At 71.9% G+C, this 19,532-nt stretch carries 14 protein-coding genes; 4 read left to right on the top strand and 10 right to left on the bottom strand.

Annotation, left to right across the window (positions count from 1 at the left end; all coding sequences use genetic code 11):
• Positions 1-54: 54 nt before the first annotated feature.
• On the top strand, positions 55-1,263 hold the full coding sequence (gene metX / locus V6R91_RS25900; RefSeq protein ID WP_271062587.1) for a homoserine O-acetyltransferase MetX: 1,209 nt from the start codon (positions 55-57) through the stop codon (positions 1,261-1,263).
• Between the two features lie 41 nt (positions 1,264-1,304).
• On the opposite strand, the gene V6R91_RS25895 is transcribed toward metX, so the two are convergent.
• Entirely contained in the window at positions 1,305-2,522 is a 1,218-nt protein-coding gene (locus V6R91_RS25895) for an MFS transporter (RefSeq protein WP_336397603.1), read from the bottom strand.
• A 40-nt stretch (positions 2,523-2,562) separates the two neighbouring features.
• On the bottom strand, positions 2,563-3,204 hold the full coding sequence (locus tag V6R91_RS25890) for an NUDIX hydrolase (protein WP_336397602.1): 642 nt from the start codon (positions 3,202-3,204) through the stop codon (positions 2,563-2,565).
• 189 nt (positions 3,205-3,393) lie between these two features.
• Here V6R91_RS25890 and V6R91_RS25885 point away from each other — a divergent pair, with 189 nt between their 5' ends.
• The gene (locus V6R91_RS25885; protein ID WP_336397601.1) at positions 3,394-4,959 is read left to right on the top strand and encodes a nucleobase:cation symporter-2 family protein; all 1,566 of its coding nucleotides are present in this window, start codon (positions 3,394-3,396) and stop codon (positions 4,957-4,959) included.
• Between the two features lie 170 nt (positions 4,960-5,129).
• On the opposite strand, the gene V6R91_RS25880 is transcribed toward V6R91_RS25885, so the two are convergent.
• The 3 genes from V6R91_RS25880 to V6R91_RS25870 are packed head-to-tail and all read right to left on the bottom strand — an operon-like array spanning position 5,130 to position 7,631.
• Positions 5,130-5,456 (bottom strand): thiamine-binding protein, encoded by a 327-nt coding sequence (locus V6R91_RS25880; protein WP_067245003.1) that lies wholly within the window; start codon positions 5,454-5,456, stop codon positions 5,130-5,132.
• Positions 5,457-5,490: 34 nt separating this feature from the next.
• Positions 5,491-6,753 (bottom strand): hypothetical protein, encoded by a 1,263-nt coding sequence (locus V6R91_RS25875; RefSeq protein WP_336397600.1) that lies wholly within the window; start codon positions 6,751-6,753, stop codon positions 5,491-5,493.
• Entirely contained in the window at positions 6,750-7,631 is an 882-nt protein-coding gene (locus V6R91_RS25870; RefSeq protein WP_336397599.1) for an NAD(P)H-hydrate dehydratase, read from the bottom strand. The genes V6R91_RS25875 and V6R91_RS25870 overlap by 4 nt, the downstream gene beginning before the upstream one ends.
• Before the next feature lie 109 nt (positions 7,632-7,740).
• Here V6R91_RS25870 and V6R91_RS25865 point away from each other — a divergent pair, with 109 nt between their 5' ends.
• On the top strand, positions 7,741-8,811 hold the full coding sequence (locus tag V6R91_RS25865) for an NADH:flavin oxidoreductase/NADH oxidase (RefSeq protein WP_336397598.1): 1,071 nt from the start codon (positions 7,741-7,743) through the stop codon (positions 8,809-8,811).
• 60 nt (positions 8,812-8,871) lie between these two features.
• Here the strand turns inward: V6R91_RS25865 and V6R91_RS25860 are convergent, their stop codons facing one another.
• From V6R91_RS25860 to V6R91_RS25850, 3 genes are all read right to left on the bottom strand, one after another.
• On the bottom strand, positions 8,872-9,933 hold the full coding sequence (locus V6R91_RS25860; RefSeq protein ID WP_219086882.1) for a hemolysin family protein: 1,062 nt from the start codon (positions 9,931-9,933) through the stop codon (positions 8,872-8,874).
• Entirely contained in the window at positions 9,930-11,273 is a 1,344-nt protein-coding gene (locus V6R91_RS25855) for a hemolysin family protein (RefSeq protein ID WP_336397685.1), read from the bottom strand. The genes V6R91_RS25860 and V6R91_RS25855 overlap by 4 nt, the downstream gene beginning before the upstream one ends.
• A 148-nt stretch (positions 11,274-11,421) precedes the next feature.
• The gene (locus V6R91_RS25850; protein WP_336397597.1) at positions 11,422-12,879 is read right to left on the bottom strand and encodes a GuaB1 family IMP dehydrogenase-related protein; all 1,458 of its coding nucleotides are present in this window, start codon (positions 12,877-12,879) and stop codon (positions 11,422-11,424) included.
• A 166-nt stretch (positions 12,880-13,045) separates the two neighbouring features.
• On the opposite strand from V6R91_RS25850, the gene V6R91_RS25845 reads away from it, so the two are divergent.
• Complete coding sequence (locus tag V6R91_RS25845) at positions 13,046-16,705, top strand: multifunctional oxoglutarate decarboxylase/oxoglutarate dehydrogenase thiamine pyrophosphate-binding subunit/dihydrolipoyllysine-residue succinyltransferase subunit (protein WP_336397596.1); 3,660 nt, start codon at positions 13,046-13,048, stop codon at positions 16,703-16,705.
• Between the two features lie 28 nt (positions 16,706-16,733).
• On the opposite strand, the gene V6R91_RS25840 is transcribed toward V6R91_RS25845, so the two are convergent.
• Positions 16,734-18,050 carry an APC family permease gene (locus tag V6R91_RS25840; protein ID WP_336397595.1) on the bottom strand — a complete coding sequence of 439 codons (1,317 nt, stop codon included), beginning with the start codon at positions 18,048-18,050 and terminating at the stop codon, positions 16,734-16,736.
• Between the two features lie 118 nt (positions 18,051-18,168).
• On the bottom strand, positions 18,169-19,470 hold the full coding sequence (locus V6R91_RS25835; RefSeq protein ID WP_336397594.1) for a GNAT family N-acetyltransferase: 1,302 nt from the start codon (positions 19,468-19,470) through the stop codon (positions 18,169-18,171).
• Between the last annotated feature and the right edge of the window lie 62 nt (positions 19,471-19,532).

Raw genomic sequence — 19,532 nt, 5'->3', positions numbered from 1 at the left:
AGCGAGGGCGTAACGTGCGGGCGGAGCGGGGCGGGGCACGGGAGAATGGAGGACATGGACTGGCAGACCACCTCGGAAGACACCGTGCCCTCGGCGCGAGTGTCGGATGCGGACGCGCGTCTGCTGCGTGCACGTCCCCCGGCGACCGGAGCCTGGCGGGACGGAGACGCCCCCGGCGACCGGCGGTTCGCGGCGTTCGGCGCCTTCCGCACCGAGGGCGGCGAGGAGCTGCCGGCGATCCGCCTCGCGTACGAGACCTGGGGCGAGCTGAACGCCGCGCGCGACAACGCCGTCCTGGTCCTGCATGCCCTCACCGGAGACAGCCACGTCGTCGGCGACGCGGGCCCGGGGCACCCCACGAGCGGCTGGTGGGGAGACGTCGTCGGCCCGGGCGCACCGATCGACACCGATCGCTGGTTCGTCGTCGCGCCGAACATGCTCGGCGGGTGCCAGGGGTCCACCGGCCCCGCGAGCATCGCGCCCGACGGGTACGAGTGGGCGTCGCGATTCCCGTACCTCACGATCCGCGACCAGGTCGCCGCGCAGGTGCGCCTCGCCGACGCCCTCGGGATCGAGCGGTGGGGCGCCGTGATCGGGGGGTCGATGGGCGGGATGCACGCGCTCGAGTGGGCCGCGGGTTTCCCCGACCGCGTCGCGCGTCTTGCGATCCTCTCCTCTCCCCCGGTGACGACGGCCGACCAGCTCGCCTTGAACTTCGTCCAGCTGGAGACGGTGCGGATGGATCCGCGCTTCGCCGGCGGCGAGTACTACGACGCACCGGTCGGCGAGGGCCCGCACCGCGGTCTTGCGCTGGCCCGCCGGATGGCGCTGCTGAACTACCGGAGCCCGGTCGAGCTGAACCAGCGCTTCCAGCGCTCCTGGCAGTCGGACGTGTCGCCGCTCGGACGAGGCGGACGCTTTGCGGTGGAGAGCTACCTCGACTTCCATGGCAACAAATTCACCCGACGCTTCGACGCGAACAGCTACCTGACCCTGGTCGAGGCGATGAACTCGCACGATGTCGGCCGCGGCCGCGGCGGCGTGGAGGACGCGCTCGCCCGCGTCACGGCGACGACGCTCGTCCTCGGCATCGACACGGACCGGCTCTTCCCCGTCGACGGACAGCATCGGATCGCGCGCGGGATCCGGAACACCCTCGACGGAAACCAGGCGGTGGTGCTCGCGAGCGACTTCGGTCACGACGGCTTCCTCATCGAGACCGACGAGGTCGGGATCCACCTCCGGCGGCTCCTGGACGCCTGACGGCGCCTCACGGTCGGGTCCTGATCGGGCGGGGGAACCGATCAGGCGACGGCCACGAGTGCCCGCCGTTCCGACCGATACGCGGCGAGCGCGACGAGCAGTCCGCCCGCTGCGAGAGCGGCGCCCACCCAGGCGGGCGCGGCGTAGCCCCAGCCGGCCGCGATCACGAGGCCCCCGAGGAAGGCGCCGAGGCTGTTGCCGATGTTCAGAGCCGAGTGGTTCAGGGCGGCGGCGATCGACTGGTTGTCCCCCGCCACGTCCATCAGACGGGTCTGGATGGCGGGTCCGAGAACAGACGACAGGAGACCCACGGCGAAGGCGAGCGGCACGAGGAGCCAGATCGAGAAGGACAGCAGCGCCAGGAGCACCAGCGCACCGCCCATCAGCACGAGTCCGCCGAGCAGGGTCCGGGCGAGCGCCCGGTCCGCGAGATGCCCGCCCAGCAGGTTGCCGACGGTCATCCCCACGCCGAACACCACCAGCGTGACGGGCACCATCCAGGGCGGCGCGCCGGCGTGCTCCGTGACCAGCGGCGCGATGTAGCTGTACACGGCGAAGAAGCCGCCGAAGCCGATGGCCCCGGTGGCGAGAGCGAACCACACCTGCGGGCGGCCGAAGACCCGCAGCTCCGAACGGAAGGTGCGGCCGGGGTCGCCGACGTGGTCCGGGACGAAGAGCGCGATGCAGAGGACCGCGAGCGCGAAGACGACCGTGACGACCAGGAACGCGCTGCGCCACCCCAGGTGCTGCCCCAGGAACGTCCCGGCAGGGACCCCGACGACGTTCGCCACGGTGAGACCGGTGAGGATGAAGGCGACGCCCTGCGCGCGTTTCCCGGGGCCGAGCACGTCGGCGGCGACGAGCGCGCCGATGCCGAAGTAGGCGCCGTGCGGCAGTCCCGCGAGGAAGCGGGCGATCCCGACGGTCTCGAAGGTCGGCAGGACCACGGCGAGGCCGTTACCGATCATCAGCGCGACGGCGAGCCCGATCATCACCCGGTGCCTCGGATACCGGGCGACGACGCCGGCGATCGTGGGCGCGCCGAGCACGACGCCGAGGGCGTAGAGGGACACGAGGATCCCGGCGCGGCCGATCGCCTCCTCGGGGCTCTGCGCCCAGAGGGAGGGAAGGAGGTCCTGCGCGATGTCGGGCAGGAGCCCCATCGCGACGAACTCGGTCATGCCGATGCCGAAACTGCCGACGGCGAGGGAGAGGAGCGCCCTCGCCGCCGCACCCCTCGAGAGAGTCGAGGGTTTCACCGGTTCAGTGTACCGGCGCGCGGATGGAGGATCGGCCGGCTCAGGGGCCGATGTAGCGCCAGGGCAGCGTCGCCATCTCCAGCCGGTGCCGGCCGCCGGGCGCCGGCGCGAGGTCGTGGGCGTCGTCGCCCTCCCACACCAGCACGGATCCGTCGAGCACGCGCGTCGAGAAGCGGAGGGGCGGCGCCGAGTGATGGCCGTCGACCGCTTCCGTGCCGCGCAACCGGTGCAGGGTCACCCAGGTCGGCGGGAAGAGCCGGAGGGATCCGCCCGCATGCGCCGCGAGGGCGTCGTGCGGCGTGAGCCAGGCCGTCTCGGCGACCTCGTCCGGAGAGGCGACGATCGCTCCACCGGGATCCTCCGCCTGGAAGAACCAGGTGCGGATCCTGGGGCGCGCCTGGATCGGCGGTGTCCAGCAGGAGATCGGCGACACCGCGCCCAGTCGCAGGCCGACCTCCTCGGCGGTCTCGCGCACCGCCGCCCGCGCCGCGTGGTCGCGCTCGGTTCCGCCGCCGCGCCGGTCCGACTCCTCGACGCGTCCGCCCGGGAACACCCATCCGCCCGCGAAGGATCCGCGATCGGGACGGCGCAGCAGCAGTACGGCGGGTCCGCGATCCGTCATCCGGAGGATCACCGCCGTGCCCGCGATGGGCAGGATCTCCGACGGGGCATCGGCGCGCATGGCCTCACTCTAGGCCCGTCCCGCCGCGGACGGCGGCAAGGCGGGACGCCGGGGGTTGACAAACGGTATACCACGCGCTTCACTGGAGTTCACTCAGCGGAAGTTCTTTTCCATTCTATGGAAGTAATAAGACGAGGAGCAAGCAATGACGCTTGAGATCGACACCGCCCGACGCCAGGGACGAACGGCATGATCGCCAAGGACCGTGCCACCGGCAAGGCTCGCACCCGGAAGAGGACGAGCAGACGTGACGCGCAGGGCGCCGCCCACGCCGCTCGGCCGGAGGACGAGCGCCTGCCGCTCGCCACCTCCTTCGCCTACGGCTTCCAGCACGTGCTGACGATGTACGGCGGGATCATCGCCCCGCCCCTGATCGTCGGATCCGCCGCCGGCCTCTCCCCTGCCGACATCGGTCTGCTCGTCGCGTGCTGCCTGTTCGTCGGCGGCCTCGCCACCGTTCTGCAGACCGTCGGCGTCCCCTTCTTCGGCGCGCAGCTGCCCCTCGTGCAGGGCGTCTCGTTCGCGAGCGTGGCGACCATGACCGCGATCGTCAACGGCGGCGGGATCCAGGCGGTCTTCGGAGCCGTCATCGTGGCGGGCGCCATCGGCTTCCTCATCACACCGGTCTTCTCGAAGGTCATCCGGTTCTTCCCGCCGGTGGTCACGGGCGTCGTGATCACCGCGATCGGCATCTCGCTGCTCCCCGTCGCAGCGAACTGGGCGATGGGGGGAAACCGTGCCGCGCCCGACTACGGCAGCCTCGGCCACATCGGGCTCGCCGGGCTGACGCTGGCGATCGTGCTGCTGCTGTCCAAGCTCGGCAACGCCGCGATCTCCCGCCTGTCGGTGCTGCTCGCGATCGTCATCGGCACGCTCGTGTCGGTCCCCCTCGGGATGGCCGACTTCTCCCGGGTGGGCGAGGGGCCGGTCTTCGCCTTCCCGACCTTCTTCGCCTTCGGGATGCCGACCTTCGACATCGCCGCGATCGTGTCCATGCTGATCGTGATCCTGGTCATCCTCACCGAGACGACGGCGGACATCCTGGCCGTGGGCGAGATCGTCGGCACCAAGGTCGACGCCAAGCGCATCGGCAATGGTCTGCGCGCCGACATGCTCTCGACCATGGTCTCCCCGGTCCTCAACTCGTTTCCCCAGAGCGCGTTCGCGCAGAACGTCGGACTCGTGGCGATCACCGGGATCAAGAGCCGCTTCGTCGTGACGGCGGGCGGGGTGATCCTGATCGTCCTCGGGCTGCTTCCGGTGCTGGGCCGGGTCGTGGCCGCCGTCCCGACTGCGGTGCTGGGCGGCGCGGGCATCGTGCTGTTCGGAACCGTCGCGGCAAGCGGCATCCGGACGCTCTCGAAGGTGGACTACCGCGGCAACATGAACCTCGTGATCGTGGCCGCCTCGCTCGGCATGGGGGTGCTGCCGATCGCGGCGCCGACGTTCTACGACCAGTTCCCGACCTGGTTCAGCACGATCTTCCACTCCGGGATCAGCTCCGCGGCCGTCACCGCGATCCTCCTCAACCTCCTGTTCAACCACCTGACGTGGGGCAACTCCAAGAACGGGTCGGTGTTCAACGCCGCTCCCGTGCGGATGGTCAGGGAGGAGGAGCTGGCGGCGCTGGAGGACGGCGACTACTACGTCGGCGGGAAGCTGATCGACGCGGGCGGCGCCGAGGTCCGGATCATCCCGACCGGCTCCGTGCCCGTCGTCGGGGGCGCCGAGGCGGCGGCGAAGAACGCCCGCTGACCGTCACGGAGACGACGGGGGGCTCGTCCGCGAGACGGACGGGCGCCCCCGTCTTCCGGTGATCGGGATGCGCGGCACGGTGAGAGGGCGGGCAGGGGCCACCCGGCCCGGGAGCACGCCCTCTGCGCCGACGGCCGGCGACACCGCGAAGGATAGATCTCGTCGAGCCGTTATCCCTCGATCTCGTCGATCGCCTGCTCCAGGCGCTCGATCTTCGCGTCCAGCTCGCCCGTGTAGCCGGGGCGGATGTCCGCCTTGAGGACGAGGGAGACGCGGGACCCGAACGGCATGACCGCGTCGGTGGCGCGCTTGACGACGTCCATCACCTCGTCCCACTCCCCCTCGACCTCCGTGAACATCGAGGTCGTCCGGTGCGGGAGCCCGGAGGCGCGGACGACGGACACGGCCGCCGCGACGGCGTCGTGCACCGACCCGTCGGGGCGGTCGACCCCGCTCGCCGGCGAGCCGGACGGGGCGACGGAGAAGGCGATGAGCATGGTGACCTCCAGGGATCGATGGGTGGGCGAGGACTCAGGCGGAGCGGGCGGGGACGGGCTTCGCCGCGGGAACGGGACCCGCGAGCAGGCGGCGGACGGCGACGACACCGATGGCCACGACCACCAGGTTCCGCACGGTGAGGAGAAGGACCGGAAGGGCCTGAGCCCTCAGGAGGCCGTCGTAGGCGATCGGGTAGACGGCCTGGGTCAGGAGGCTCGCCGCCAGCACCAGCAGCGCCGGCAGCAGTGCCCTCCGCCAGTCGAGCAGCAGCCAGAGGACGATCGGGGCGATCAGCCAGGTCTGGAACTGGGGCGATCCGACCTTGTTGCAGACGATCAGCACGACCGTGAGAGCCAGGGCGGCCGGACCGAGGAGTCGGCGGGCGCTGGCGCCCGCACGCAGCCTCAGGAAGACCAGCCCGGCGACGGCCAGGGCGACGACGGCCATGAGCGGGGTGAGCACCGAGGAGACCGCGTCCGCGCCGGGCGCGACGATCTGGAAGGTGAGGATCTCTCGGCTGTACTCGATCCCTGCAGTACCCGCTACGGCGAGCCACAGGAACGGCGTCGCTGCGACCGCTTCGATCTGCAGCCCGCGCCCCGTCTGCTCGGTGAGGAAGCCGAAGAGGTACGGCGATCCGCCCAGCAGCGCGAGCGTCCCTACGACGAGGGCGGTGACACCGACGGCGGACGCGATCAGCCGTCCCCGCGAGCGCAGGAGGACGACGGCGGCCACGAGCACCGCTCCGGGCCAGATCTTGATCCACGCGCCGATCGTGAGCAGCGCCGAGGCCACGGCGGGGCGGGCGCTCAGCAGCAGCACCGCCAGCACGGCCACCGGCACCGTGATCGCGTCGATCCGGTACACGGCGATGGGGCCGAGCAGCGTCATCGCGAGGATCCAGAACCAGGCCGCACGCCGCCGCGCGGTCGACCTCCCGGTGCCCAGCAGCACGCCGAACGCGACGGCGTCCAGGATCGTGACGAGCACCGCCCATGCGACGAGGTAGCTCGCCGCGCCCGCCACCGGGGCCAGCAGCGTCGCGATTCCCTGGGCGGCGAGCATCGGCAGGAGGGCGAGCTGCGGATAGACCCAGGGCTCGGTCACCCCGACGATGGATCCGCCGGTCAGCGCGCTGCGGGACCAGGGCTCGTAGACGAGCACCACGTCGCCCATCGGCATGCTGGGCAGGATCCATCCCAGCACCGCGACGAGCGCGTGCGCGGCGAGGAAGGCGCTCCACAGCAGCGTCCGCGATCGCAGGCCCGCCATCGTCCGCCCGGTCCCGCCGGTCACGTGAGCAGGTCCTCGACCACGGCGGGGATCGCCTCCGCCACGTCCAGCGCGACGATCGGGCGGCCGACGGCGCCGGGACCGGTCCTCGAGGCGGATCGCCCGGCGCGGCCGTGGATCCAGGCGCCCGCCGCGGCGACGTCGGCCGGCGACGCCCCCGGGGCGGCCGCGAGCAGCGCGCCGAGCACACCGGCGAGCACGTCGCCGGTCCCGGCCGTCGCGAGCCAGGGCGTCCCGGCCTCCACCACGGTCACCGGGCCGTCGGGGCCCGCGACGAGCGTCCGCGCCCCTTTGAGGAGCAGCGTCCCGCCCAGGGCGCGGGCGGTCTCCTGCACGGCGTCGGCCCGCCGGCCCTCGTCCGCGCCGTCCCCCGCAGTGAGCGCGCGCAGCCCCAGCGCGTCCCGGAGCCGGCCGAACTCCCGGTCGTGGGGCGTTGCGAGGATCGGCGCCGAGGCGTCGGCGAGGAGGTCGAGCGCACCGGCGTCCACGACGACCGGTACCGTTCCCGAGAGGATCCGCCGCAGCACCCGCGTCGCGGCAGGGTCCCGCTGCGACGCGTCCATCCCCGATCCGACGACCCAGGCGGAGGCCCGTGGGAGCGCGCCTGCGGATTCGTCATCGTCGCCCTCGGGAAGGAGCTCGACCACGGTCTCGGGCCGCCGAGCGAGGACGGCGTCGCCGACCCGCCGCGCGCCGAGGTGTCGGACGAACCCGGCGCCGGCGCGCCACGCCCCCTCGACGCCGAGCACGGCGGCCCCGGGGTACGCGTCCGAACCGGTGCACAGGGCGACGGCGCCCCGCCGGTACTTGTCGTCGTCGGGCCGCGGCGCACGCACGAGACGGCGCGTGTCGTCGCGGGACCACTCCCGAAGCTGCGGCATGGGTCCACGCTACCCGGGCGCGGAAGCGATCCCGCAGTCCCTCCCCGCGAGCGCGGCCGTGTGACGCGGGTTCGGGCCGGTCCCTGCGGGGCTGGGCTAGCGTCGAATCGTGAGCATCCTGTTCTCTCCCCTGACCATCCGCGGCACGACGTTCCGCAATCGCCTCTGGGTCTCCCCGATGTGCATGTACAGCGCTGTCGACGGAGTCCCGCAGAGCTGGCACCGCGCCCATCTCGCGCAGTTCGCGTCGGGCGGCGCGGGACTGATCGTGGCCGAGGCCACCGCCGTGGTGCCGGAGGGGCGGATCAGCCCCCGCGACACCGGGCTCTGGACGGACGAGCAGCGCGACGCCTGGACGCCGATCGTCCAGGACGTGCACGAGCGCGGCGCGCTCATCGGCGTCCAGCTCGGCCACGCCGGTCGCAAGGCGTCGACGTGGTGGCCCTGGGCCCCGCAGCGCGGGTCGGTCCCCGCGTCCGAGGGCGGCTGGACCACGGTCGCGCCGTCCGCGGTCCCGTTCGAGGGCTTCGCCGCGCCGGCCGCGCTCGACGCGGCGGGGATCGAGCGCGTCGTGGACGGCTTCGCCGCCGCCGCGCGCCGCGCGATCGAGGCCGGTTTCGACGTGCTGGAGCTCCACGCCGCCCACGGCTACCTCCTGCACCAGTTCCTCTCCCCGCTGAGCAACCGACGCGAGGACGAGTACGGAGGCACGCCGGAGAATCGGGCCCGCCTGCTGCTGCGCGTCGTGGACGCGGTGCGCGCCGAGGCGGACCCGGGTATTCCGCTGTTCGTACGGATCTCGGCGACGGACCACGCCGAGGGCGGGTTCACGCCGGAGCTCGCCGCCGCGGTCGCCGACGCCGCGGTCGCGCGCGGCGCGGACCTGATCGACGTGTCCAGCGGCGGTCTCGTCGCGCACCAGCGCATCGACGTCCACCCCGGCTATCAGGTGCCGCTCGCGGCGGCGGTGCGGCGCGGCGGGCGGATCCCCTCCTCGGCCGTGGGGCTCATCACCGCGGGCGCGCAGGCCGAGCAGGTGCTCGCCGACGGATCGGCCGACGCCGTGTTCGCAGGTCGGGAGTGGCTGCGTGATCCCCATTTCGCCCTGCGCGCGGCGCACGAGCTGGGGGTCGAGCTCGACTATTGGCCCGACCAGTACCTCCGCGCGCGCTGGCGCTGATCGACGCGAACGAGGCCCCGCGATCCGCCGGACGGATCGCGGGGCCTCGGCGCGAGCGGGTCAGCGACCGTGACCGCGCCGTGTGGCGTCCTGCACCTCCCCGACGAGCTCTTCGAGGATGTCCTCGAGGAACAGCACCGCGGTGGTGCGCCCCTCGGCGTCGCGCACCTGCGCCAGATGGCGTCCGGCCCGGCGCATGATCGCCAGGGCGTCCTCCAGGTCCGTGTCCTCCTGCACCGGCACCATGTGATGGATGCGCTTGGCAGGGATCGGCTCGAGCGCACGCTCCGCCGCATCGGGGCCCTCCGCGGAGCGGAGCACGTCCTTGAGGTGGACGTAGCCGACGGCGGCGCCGTCCGGATCCACGATGACGTAGCGCGAGAAGCCGTGCTTGGCGACGGCGCGCTCGACGTCGTCCGGCGTCGATCCCATGGGCATCGTCACCAGCGCGTCCAGCGGCACCGCGATGTCGCGTGCCTTCTTGTCCGTGAACTCCACCGCGGCCGCGACCGTCCCGGACGCGTCGTCCAGCAGACCCTCACGACGCGACTGCGTGACGATGGTCGCCACCTCGTCGAGCGTGAACGTCGACGCCGCCTCGTCCTTGGGCTCCACGCGGAACAGCCGCAGCACGCCGTTGGCGGTGGCGTTGAGTCCCCGGATGATGGGGAAGAACAGCTTCGACACCCACACGAGCGGCGTCGCCAGGATCAGCACGGCGCGATCCGGCACGGAGAACGCGAGGTTCTTCGGCACCATCTCGCCGAACACCACGTGCAGGAACGAGACCAGCACGAGCGTGATCGCGAACGCGATGACGTCCACGGCGCCGTCCGGGAGCCCGACCGCGTGCAGCGGCACGGCGAGGAGATGGTGGATCGCCGGCTCGGAGACGTTCAGGATGAGCAGCGAGCACACGGTGATGCCCAGCTGCGAGGTGGCGAGCATGAGCGTCGCATGCTCCATGGCGTACAGCGCGGTCTTCGCGGAGCGGGACCCGCGCTCGGCCAGCGGCTCGATCTGCGAGCGCCGGGCGGAGATGACGGCGAACTCGGCGCCCACGAAGAACGCGTTCGCCAGGAGGAGCACGAAAAGCCAGACCAGGCCTGCCCAGTCGCTCATCGGTCCGCCTCCGATCCGTCGGCGCCCCGGTCGGGCGCATCGCCGCCGTCCGCAGGCGCGGGCGTGAAGCGCACCCGGTCGACACGACGACCGTGCATGCGCACCACCGTCAGCGTGCCGCTGTCGATCGAGACCTCGTCACCCACCGAGGGGACGCGCTCCAGCACGCTCATCACGAACCCGCCGACGGTGTCGTAGACGTCGCCCTCCGGAACAGTGATCCCGGTGCCGGAGAGCAGCTCGTCCGGACGCAGCTCGCCGGGGAAGGTGATCGCGTCCTTGCCGCGCACGACGCCGGCTCTGCTCCGGTCGTGCTCGTCGGACACCTCGCCGACGATCTCCTCCACCAGGTCCTCGAGCGTGACGACGCCGGCCGTGCCGCCGTACTCGTCCACGACGATCGCCATCTGATATCCCCGCGACCGCAGCTCCGCGATGAGGGCGTCGAGATGGACCGTCTCCGGCACGCGCAGCGGCTCGGTCGCGAGCGCGGCGGCGGGCACCTCGGCCCGGCGCTCGCGCGGCACCGACACCGCCGCCTTGAGGTGTACGACGCCCGTGATGTCGTCGAAGTCCTCGTCGTAGACCGGGAAGCGGCTGTGACCGGTCCGTCGCGCGAGCTGGATGACATCGTCCGCCGAGTCGCCGGCGGCCACCGCGTGCATGCTGGGACGCGCCGTCATGACGTCGGCCGCGGTCAGCCGCGAGAACGTCAGGCTGCGATCCAGCAGCGTGGCGGTGTCAGCCTCCAGAAGCCCGGCGCTCGCCGAGCGGCGCACCAGCGACGAGAGCTCCTCCGCCGAACGCGCGCCGGAGAGCTCCTCCTTCGGCTCGATCCCCATCGCCCGGAGCACACCGTTGGCGCTGCCGTTGAGGAGGGAGATCGCCGGGCGGAACACCCAGGTGAAGGCGGTCTGGAACGGGATCACGACCTTGGCGGTCGCCCGCGGCAGCGCCAGCGCGAAGTTCTTCGGCACCAGCTCGCCGAGGATCATCGAGAGCATCGTGGCCACCGTCATCGCCACCACGACCGCCACGGCGTTGACCGCCGCCTCCGGCAGACCCCAGGAGGTCAGCACCGGGCGGAGCAGGTTCGACAGCGCCGGCTCCATCGTGAACCCGGTCAGCAGCGTGGTGAGCGTGATGCCCAGCTGCGCCGACGACAGGTGCGTCGAGGTGATCTTCAGCGCGGCGATCGTCATCGCGAGGCGGGTCTCCCCGCGCTTCTGCCGCGCTTCGAGATCCGCACGGTCCAGGTTCACCAGGGCGAACTCGCTGGCGACGAACAGACCGGTGCCGATCGTGAGCAGGAGCCCCACGCCCAGCCAGATGTAATCCATCATGGCGTCACCTCCGCGGAAGCGGAGACCGGGCAGTGGGGCATGGGACTACAAGAAGGAGGGTCGTCCATAGTGGCTCAGAGTGTAGCGGCCGTCCCTGTGGTTCTGCCGCGACCCGCACCTCACGGCCCGCTTCAGCGCTCGTCGGCTACCAGCTGACCGGCAATGCCTTGCCCTCCTCGTATCCGGCGGCGGACTGGAGCCCCACCAGCGCACGTTCGTGGAACTCCGGGACGGACGAGGCGCCTGCGTAGGTGAAGGAGGACCGCACGCCGGAGGTGATCATGTCCAGGAGGTCCTCGACGCCGGGGCGGAGCGGATCCAGATAGATCCGCGAGGACGAGATCCCCTCGGCGAACAACTCCTTCCGGGCCCGCTCGTAGGCGTCGAGCCGGCCGAACCGCGCCTGCACGGCCTTCGTGGAGGCCATGCCCCACGACTCCTTGTAGATCCGGCCGTCCTGGTCCGTCTGGAGCTCGCCCGGGGCCTCGATGGTCCCGGCGAACCAGGATCCGATCATCACGGACGCCGCACCGGCGGCCAGGGCGAGCGCGACGTCGCGCGGATACCGCACCCCGCCGTCGGCCCAGACGTGTGCACCGTGCTCCCGCGCCGCCTCGGCGGTCTCCAGCACGGCGGAGAACTGGGGCCTGCCCACCGCGGTCATCATGCGCGTCGTGCACATCGCCCCGGGACCGACGCCGACCTTGAGGATCGTCGCGCCGGCGTACACGAGGTCGCGCACGCCGTCGGCGGTGACGATGTTGCCTGCGACGATGGGGATGCCGAGCTCCAGTGCGGAGACCGTCCTCAGAGCGCGCAGCATGCCCTCCTGGTGACCGTGCGCCGTGTCGACCACGAGGACGTCCACGCCGGCGGCGGCCAGCGCCCTGGCCTTCGCCGCCACGTCGCCGTTGATCCCGACGGCGGCGGCGACGGCGAGTCGCCCGTCGGCGTCGACCGCCGGCGCGTACAGGGTGGATCGCAGCGCGCTGCGCGCGGTCAGCGTGCCGACCAGATGCCCGTGCCGAAGCATGCAGACGGTCTCGGCGCCGGTCGCCGTGATCGCGTCGAACGCCGCGCGCCCGTCCGTCACGTCCTCGACGTCGAGCGCGGGCGAGCCCTCGCGAACGAGGTCGCCGAGGGCGGCATCGGGCAGGGCCGTGGCCAGACGGGTCGCCGGGAGGATCCCGCGGATGCCGTCGGCGTCGACCGCGCCGTCGCGCGAGGTCGCGACGACGACCCCGTGCCCCTCGGTCGGCGGCAGCAGACGCAGGGCGTCCTCGACGGACGCGGACGGGTCCAGCACCAGCGGGGTGTCCCAGGCGACAGGCTGCCGCTTGACCCAGCGGATGGCCTCGTCCAGCTCCTGGAGCGGCATGTCCTGCGGCAGCACGCCGATCCCGCCGCGGCGGGCGAGGACCGCGGCCAGTCGCGGCCCCGTCACCGAGTTCATGTTGGAGGAGACGAGCGGGATGGTCGCGGGCGTCCCGTCCAGCGGCGCGAGGTCGACCTGCAGACGGCTCGTGACCCCCGATCGGCGGGGGACGAGGAACACGTCCGAATAGGTCAAATCCACCATGGGGCGTTCACCGGAGAACTGCATGAGGCCAGGCTACCGACACGCCGTCGGCATGGGACCGGGCGAGGTCGTCGTGGCATGCCGTCCCCCGCCTGAAACGCGTTAGGCTTGAACACCAGAAGCGTGGCGATACCGGGGAAGGCCCGGAGCGGAAACCACCGATCTTCAGCGATGAAAGAGGCGATCCAGCGTGTCGAGCCAGGGGACCGGCGTCGGGACTTCGACTGACGGGGAGTTCGGAGCCAATTCCTGGCTCGTCGACGAGCTGTACGAGCAGTTCAAGGCGGACCGCGACTCCGTCGACAAGGAGTGGTGGCCGATCCTGGAGAAGTACCAGCCCGGCCAGGCCACGACCGCCGCGGCCCCGGCGTCCGAGCCGCATCCGGTGACCGCGCCGATCCCGGTGATCGGTCAGCAGCCCGTGGCCCGCACCACGGCGAAGCCGGCGAAGGAGGCGCCGATCCCTGCACAGGCGCCGGTCAAGAAGGACGACGGCGACGCCGAGGAGGCCCAGGACGTCGTCACGCCTCTGCGCGGCATGCCGAAGACGCTGGCGCACAACATGGACGAGTCCCTGACCGTCCCGACCGCGACGAGCGTCCGCACGATCCCCGCGAAGCTGATGATCGACAACCGCATCGTCATCAACAACCACATGTCGCGCACGCGCGGCGGCAAGGTCAGCTTCACCCACCTCATCGGGTGGGCCATCATCCGGGCGCTCAAGGAGTTCCCGAGCCAGAACGTCTTCTACTCCGAGGTCGACGGCAAGCCGTCCGTGGTCGCCCCCGCGCACATCAACCTCGGGATCGCCATCGACCTGCCCAAGCCCGACGGCACCCGTGCACTGTTGGTGCCGAGCATCAAGCGGGCCGACACGATGACGTTCAACGAGTACCTCAGCGCCTATGAGGACCTCATCCGCCGCGCTCGCGGGAACAAGCTGACCGCAGCCGACTTCCAGGGCACGACGATCTCCCTGACGAACCCGGGCGGGATCGGCACCGTCCACTCCGTGCCGCGTCTCATGAAGGGCCAGGGCTGCATCATCGGCGCGGGCGCCCTCGAGTACCCGGCGGAGTTCCAGGGCTCGAGCCAGAAGACCCTCAACGCGCTCGGCATCGGCAAGACCATCACGCTCACGAGCACCTACGACCACCGCGTGATCCAGGGCGCCGGATCCGGAGAGTTCCTGAAGAAGGTGCACGAGCTGCTGCTCGGACAGCGCGACTTCTACGAGGACATCTTCCGGGCGCTGCGCATCCCCTACGCCCCGATCCAGTGGGCCGACGACATCGCCGTCGACCTGGCGGAGCGCATCGACAAGACCGCGCGCGTGCAGGAGCTCATCAACTCCTACCGGGTCCGCGGCCACCTGATGGCCGACGTCGACCCACTCGAGTACGTCCAGCGCTCGCACCCGGACCTGGAGATCGAGAACCACGGGCTGACGTTCTGGGACCTCGACCGCGAGTTCGTCACCAACGGCTTCGGGGGGCACCGCGTCCTCAAGCTCCGCGACGTGCTCGGGGTGCTCCGCGACTCGTACTGCCGCACCATCGGCATCGAGTACATGCACATCCAGGACCCGGAGCAGCGGCGCTGGTTCCAGGACAAGGTCGAGGTCAAGTACGTCAAGCCGGGCCACGACGAGCAGCTGCGCGTACTCAGCAAGCTCAATGAGGCCGAGGCCTTCGAGACCTTCCTGCAGACCAAGTACGTGGGCCAGAAGCGCTTCAGCCTCGAGGGCGGCGAGTCGCTCATCCCGCTGCTCGACGAGATCCTCCAGGGCGCCGCGCAGGCCGGCCTCGACGGCGCCGCCATCGGCATGGCGCACCGTGGCCGACTGAACGTCCTGACGAACATCGCCGGCAAGACCTACGGCCAGGTGTTCCGCGAGTTCGAGGGCTCGACCCTCCCGGGCAACCAGCGCGGATCCGGCGACGTGAAGTACCACCTCGGCACCGAGGGGACCTTCGTCGCCGACGACGGCTCCGAGCTGCCGGTCTACCTCGCCGCCAACCCCTCCCACCTGGAGACCGTCGACGGCGTCCTCGAGGGCATCGTCCGCGCCAAGCAGGACCGCAAGCCCATCGGCACCTTCACCTGGCTGCCGATCCTCGTCCACGGCGACGCCGCGTTCGCGGGCCAGGGCGTGGTCGTCGAGACGCTGCAGATGTCGCAGCTGCGCGGGTACCGCACCGGCGGGACGATCCACGTGGTGGTCAACAACCAGGTCGGTTTCACCACGCTGCCGACGGACTCGCGCACCTCGGTCTATGCCACCGACGTCGCGAAGACCATCCAGGCGCCGATCCTGCACGTCAACGGGGACGACCCCGAGGCCGTGATCCACGTCGCGCAGCTCGCGTTCGAGTACCGCGAGCGGTTCCACCGCGACATCGTGGTCGACCTCGTCTGCTACCGCCGACGCGGGCACAACGAGGGCGACGACCCGTCGATGACGCAGCCGCAGATGACGGACCTCATCCAGGCGAAGCGATCGGTCCGCAGCCTCTACACCGAGGCCCTCGTCGGTCGCGGCGACATCACCCAGGAGGAGTACGACCAGGCGAAGGCGGACTTCCAGAACCGTCTGGAGATCGCCTTCGCGGAGACGCACGCCGCCGAGACCGGCGCGACCCCCATCGCACCGGAGGTGCAGGCCGTCGAGGAGCAGGCCGGAGCGCCGGAGACGACCGGTGTGCCGCGCGAGGTCATCCACCTGATCGGCGACGCGCACGCGAACAAGCCCGAGGGCTTCACCGTGCATCAGAAACTGCAGCAGGCGCTGGACAAGCGCGTCGAGATGAGCCGGAACGGCGGCATCGACTGGGGCTTCGGCGAGCTGCTCGCCTTCGGCTCCCTGCTGATCGAGGGCACCCCGGTCCGCCTGGCGGGGCAGGACTCCCGCCGCGGCACCTTCGTGCAGCGTCACGCGACCCTGCACGACCGCGCCAACGGCCAGGAGTGGCTGCCCCTCACCAATCTGTCGGACAACCAGGGCCGCTTCTTCGTCTACGACTCGCTGCTCAGCGAGTACGCGGCCCTCGCGTTCGAGTACGGCTACTCCGTCGAGGCGCCCGAGGCCCTCGTGCTGTGGGAGGCGCAGTTCGGCGACTTCGTGAACGGCGCCCAGTCCGTGATCGACGAGTACGTCTCTGCGGCCGAGCAGAAGTGGGGTCAGCAGTCCGGTGTCGTCCTGCTGCTGCCGCACGGCTACGAGGGTCAGGGGCCGGATCACTCCTCGGCGCGCATCGAGAGGTTCCTGCAGCTCTGCGCCCAGGAGAACATGATCGTCGCCCGCCCGTCCACGCCGGCGTCTTACTTCCACCTCCTCCGGCGGCAGGCGTACGCGCGACCGCGCAAGCCCCTGGTCGTGTTCACGCCGAAGGCGATGCTGCGCCTGCGCGGCGCGACGAGCCCGGTCGAGGACTTCCTGCAGGGCCGGTTCGAGCCGGTCATCGATGACGACCGGGAGCTCGACCGCTCCGCCGTCAAGCGCGTGATCCTGCACTCCGGAAAGGTGCACTGGGACCTGCGCGCGGAGCTGGAGAAGAACCCCAACCCCGAGATCGCGCTCGTCCGCGTCGAGCAGCTCTACCCCGTCCCGCTCGCGGCGGTGAAGTCGGTCGTCGACACCTATCCGAACGCGGAGATCGTCTGGGTACAGGAGGAGCCGGAGAACCAGGGCGCATGGCCGTTCCTGGCGCTGCACTTCCTCCGCGCCGAGGGCCCGCGCTCGGTGCGCGGCATCACTCGTCCGGCCTCGGCGGCGCCGTCGACCGGATCGTCCAAGGTGCACGCGGCCGAGCAGGCCGATCTGCTCAAGCGGGCCCTCACCCTCTGAGCGTGCGCGGGACGCGGGTCCGCGATCCTCACCGCGAAGCGGCGCTCCGGTTCTCCGGAGCGCCGCTTCGGCGTCTCCGGCGCACGACGCCCACGAGGACCGCCGCGATCGCCAGGACGACCGGGACCACCAGCGCGGCTCCGGCGAGCACGAGGAGACCCGCAGTGAGCACCGTCGCCACCACTGCCATCGCGTGCCCGAACGTGCGGCGAGGGAGGATCCGCACCGCGGCGATCATGCCGACCACATAGATCGCGACCATGCTCGCCGTGTGCACGAGGATGAACGGCTGCAGGTCGAACCCCGTCGCCCATGCGGCGGCGAAGTAGACGAGCACGAGCACGCCGCTGAACAGGAGCGCCCTCCGCGGCACGGCGCCGCTCTCCACCCCGCGGGCGAGGGCGCGCGGGATGTCGCCCGTCGAGGCCAGCGAGGCGCCGAGCTTGGCGAACGCGGACAGGTACACGTTGAGCACGCCCACCGCGACGATGCCCGCCACGGCGCCGATCAGGAAGGGGGCGGCGTCGAGCTCGCCGACCCGGGCGAGATCCAGGAGCACCACGTCCCCGGCTCCGGACCGGTCGCCGAGCGCGCCCACGGTGACGGCCTGCAGGGCGAGATACGCCGCCCCGGACAGGATCAGCGTGACCGCGGTCGCGATCGGGATGGTACGCCGCGGCGACGCGAACTCGCCCGAGATGTGCGTGCCCACCTCCCACCCGGCGAACGCCCAGACGAACATGACGATCGCCGTCCCCACCCCGCCCCAGCCGTACGGCAGGAACGGCTGGAAGCTCTCCGCCCGGACGGCGGGCGCCGCCACCGCGAGCACGAGCACGACCACGCCGACGAGCAGTCCGGTCAGAGCCAGCTGGAGCCAGCCGGTCACACGCACCCCGAAGAGGTTCGCCCCGAACGGCACGGCGAGGAACACCAGAGCCAGAAGCGGCACAGCGCCGGCGTCGATCCCCGCGATGGTCGCGATGTAGCGCGCGCCGAGAACCGCCACGACGGGTCCTCCCGCCGCCACGCCGAACAGGAACCAGTACCCGGTCGCCCTCGCCGCCGTGGGGCCGAGCGCCCGTCGGGCATAGCTGGCGACCCCTCCCGGGTCCGGATAGCGGGCGGCGAGCGCCGCGAACGTGCCGGCCAAGGGGATCGCCAGGAGCGTCACCGCCGCCACCGCGACCACGCTGGCCGGGCCGGCGACCTTCGCCGCCAGCCCGGGCAGCACCAGCAGGCCCGTGCCGAGGACCGAGGCGAGATAGAGGGCGATCCCCTGGGCGAGCCCCAGCCCTCCCCTGGCCGGGGCGGGAGCGTCGGCGACCGCCGCACGTGTGGTCATGCGGCCACGCTAGCCGCGGGCACCGACAGCGGTCACCGTCCGCCCGGCGGCGCGGACGACTTTGGCAGGAACCCGACGGCGGATGACGGGATCGGCGTCGTCCGGCCTGACCGGGGCGTCAGTACCAGATGCCGAGGAGGGGCGCCGCGCTCGTCCGAAGCGCCGCGTCCAGCGCCGCCACGCGCTCCGGCGACGCGTCCAGGCGCCCCGCGGCGTGCAGCGCACCGGGTGCCACTCCCCCGGCGTACAGCGCCGACAGCGTCTCGACGTCCGCCTGCAGCTCCGGCTCCGCGTCGGTGACCTCGACCTGCGCGACGCCGTCGTCCCCGATGACGACCTGCCACGTCCCGCCGGCGATGCCGAGCGGATCCTGCACGCCCAGGACCAGGGACAACGGCGAGGCGTAGGTCCTCGCCGTCAGGACGGCGGGGACGTCGAGCACGCGCAGCCAGCCGTGATCGTGGACCGTCATCTCCACCGACCGCTGATCGACGACCAGCCACGGCAGGGGGTCGTCGAGCGGTCGGAGGTCGGCGGTCACCGTGTCGACCAGGTCGTGCTGGAGGGCGAAGGCCCACAGCGCCCGCGTCGCCTCCGCCGTCTCCGCGCCGAGGTGGCTGACCGACAGGGTGAAGCGGAACGCGTCGGGAGACGACGGGGAGAGGGAGAACACCAGGACGCCGCGCACGGCGCCGTCCTCGTCGAGGTAGCGCACGGCACGGACGGAGGAGGCCTTGTCGTCGCCCGGCGCGAGCCCCGCCATCCGCTCCCACCGTCCCGGCCAGCCCGGGATGTTGCCCACCCGGTCACCGCGGCTGCGCTCGTGGACCTCGGAGAGCGTGGTCGCGAGCTCCTCCTTCTCGATGTACTCGAACCGTCCGGGCGCGGGCGCGGCGCGCCACCCGGCGGTACGCGTGTCGATCCGCATCCGGGCGACGGGGAGCGACGGGGCGAAGCCGTAGCGGCCGTAGATCGTCGCCTCGGACGCCGTCAGTCCGGCCAGCGGCACCCCCGCGGCCGCGGCGGCCCGCAGCTCCCCTTCGAGCAGGTTACGGGCGATCCCCCTCCGGCGGTGCGTCGCCGACACGGTGACCGCGCTGATCGCCCACATCGGGATCTCGCCGCCGGGCACGGTCATGGGCGTCACCCAGCCGTTGACGGTGGCGACCGGGAGCGCCTCCGGGCCGGCCGCGGGAGGAAACACCCCGACGTTGCGGCGATAGGCGAGCGCGTCCCTCATGAAGTCCGCCGACTCCTCGCTCGGTGCCGCGTCGAGGAAGCCCCGCGCATCCGCCCGAGCGAACGCCCGGCCGGCGGCCGGATCGGCGAGGTCGACGATGCGGTACTCGAGCCCCGACGCAGCCAGCCGATCGCGGGAGGTCGGGTCGAGGGGGACGTCGTGCGCGTCGATGAGGCTCATGCGACCAGCCTACGGTCGACGTGCCGACCCGGGCGGCCATCGCCTGCGGGTTCGCACGGACG

This window comes from Microbacterium sp. CCNWLW41, assembly GCF_037083505.1.
The sequence above is the reverse complement of the archived record's forward strand: the minus strand, read 5'-3'. Positions and strand labels throughout refer to the sequence as shown.

Excerpts from the sequence above, each read along its gene's own strand:
- metX (WP_271062587.1), top strand. The coding sequence starts at position 55 with ATGGACTGGCAGACCACCTCGGAAGACACCGTGCCCTCGGCGCGAGTG.
- V6R91_RS25890 (WP_336397602.1), bottom strand. The coding sequence starts at position 3,204 with ATGCGCGCCGATGCCCCGTCGGAGATCCTGCCCATCGCGGGCACGGCG.
- V6R91_RS25885 (WP_336397601.1), top strand. The coding sequence starts at position 3,394 with ATGATCGCCAAGGACCGTGCCACCGGCAAGGCTCGCACCCGGAAGAGG.
- V6R91_RS25880 (WP_067245003.1), bottom strand. The coding sequence starts at position 5,456 with ATGCTCATCGCCTTCTCCGTCGCCCCGTCCGGCTCGCCGGCGAGCGGG.
- V6R91_RS25870 (WP_336397599.1), bottom strand. The coding sequence starts at position 7,631 with ATGCCGCAGCTTCGGGAGTGGTCCCGCGACGACACGCGCCGTCTCGTG.
- V6R91_RS25860 (WP_219086882.1), bottom strand. The coding sequence starts at position 9,933 with ATGAGCGACTGGGCAGGCCTGGTCTGGCTTTTCGTGCTCCTCCTGGCG.
- V6R91_RS25855 (WP_336397685.1), bottom strand. The coding sequence starts at position 11,273 with ATGGATTACATCTGGCTGGGCGTGGGGCTCCTGCTCACGATCGGCACC.
- V6R91_RS25850 (WP_336397597.1), bottom strand. The coding sequence starts at position 12,879 with ATGCAGTTCTCCGGTGAACGCCCCATGGTGGATTTGACCTATTCGGAC.
- V6R91_RS25840 (WP_336397595.1), bottom strand. The coding sequence starts at position 18,050 with ATGACCACACGTGCGGCGGTCGCCGACGCTCCCGCCCCGGCCAGGGGA.
- V6R91_RS25835 (WP_336397594.1), bottom strand. The coding sequence starts at position 19,470 with ATGAGCCTCATCGACGCGCACGACGTCCCCCTCGACCCGACCTCCCGC.